Genomic DNA, 596 nt, shown 5'->3' with positions numbered 1-596 from the left:
GGCAATGGCAGGCGCAGCACGTTCAAGCGGTAGAACAGGTCGCGGCGGAACTGCCCGCGCTCCACCGCCTGTTCCAGGTCCACGTGGGTGGCGGCCAGCACCCGCACATCCACCGCCAGCGGTTTGTTGCTGCCGACCCGTTCGACGGTGCCTTCCTGCAGCACGCGCAGCAGGTTGGTCTGTGCATCCAGCGGGAGATCACCGATTTCATCGAGGAAGACGGTGCCGCCGCTGGCGGTCTCGAACAGGCCCAGCCGGCGGTTGGCGGCGCCGGTGAAGGCGCCACGTTCGTGGCCGAACAGTTCGGACTGGACCAGCGCGGCCGGGATGGCGCCACAGTTGACGGCCAGGAATGGCCGGGCATGGCGCGGCGACAATGCGTGCAGGGCCTGAGCGGCCAGTTCCTTGCCGGTGCCGGTTTCGCCGGTGATGAGTACCGGCAGGTCGACCGGGGCAAACTTGCGGATGGCGCTGCGCGCGACCTGCAGCACGGCGCTGTCGCCGATCAGCTGCTGCGGTCCGTGGGTGGGGGGCTGTGCGGCGTCGCCGGCCAGTTGCTGCAGGCGCTGGACGATGCGGCCCAGGTCCAGCGGCGC

The 596-nt window shown here is 70.1% G+C and carries 1 protein-coding gene; it reads right to left on the bottom strand.

Going from position 1 to position 596, the window contains the following annotated elements; all coding sequences use genetic code 11:
* A partial coding sequence (locus DBR34_RS13530) for a sigma-54 factor interaction domain-containing protein (protein ID WP_258223920.1) occupies positions 1–596 on the bottom strand: 596 nt, incomplete at both ends.

Source organism: Stenotrophomonas sp. HMWF003 (assembly GCF_003061285.1).
In the GTDB taxonomy this organism is placed as follows: domain Bacteria; phylum Pseudomonadota; class Gammaproteobacteria; order Xanthomonadales; family Xanthomonadaceae; genus Stenotrophomonas; species Stenotrophomonas maltophilia_AP.
This window is presented reverse-complemented; position numbering and strand designations above follow the sequence as displayed.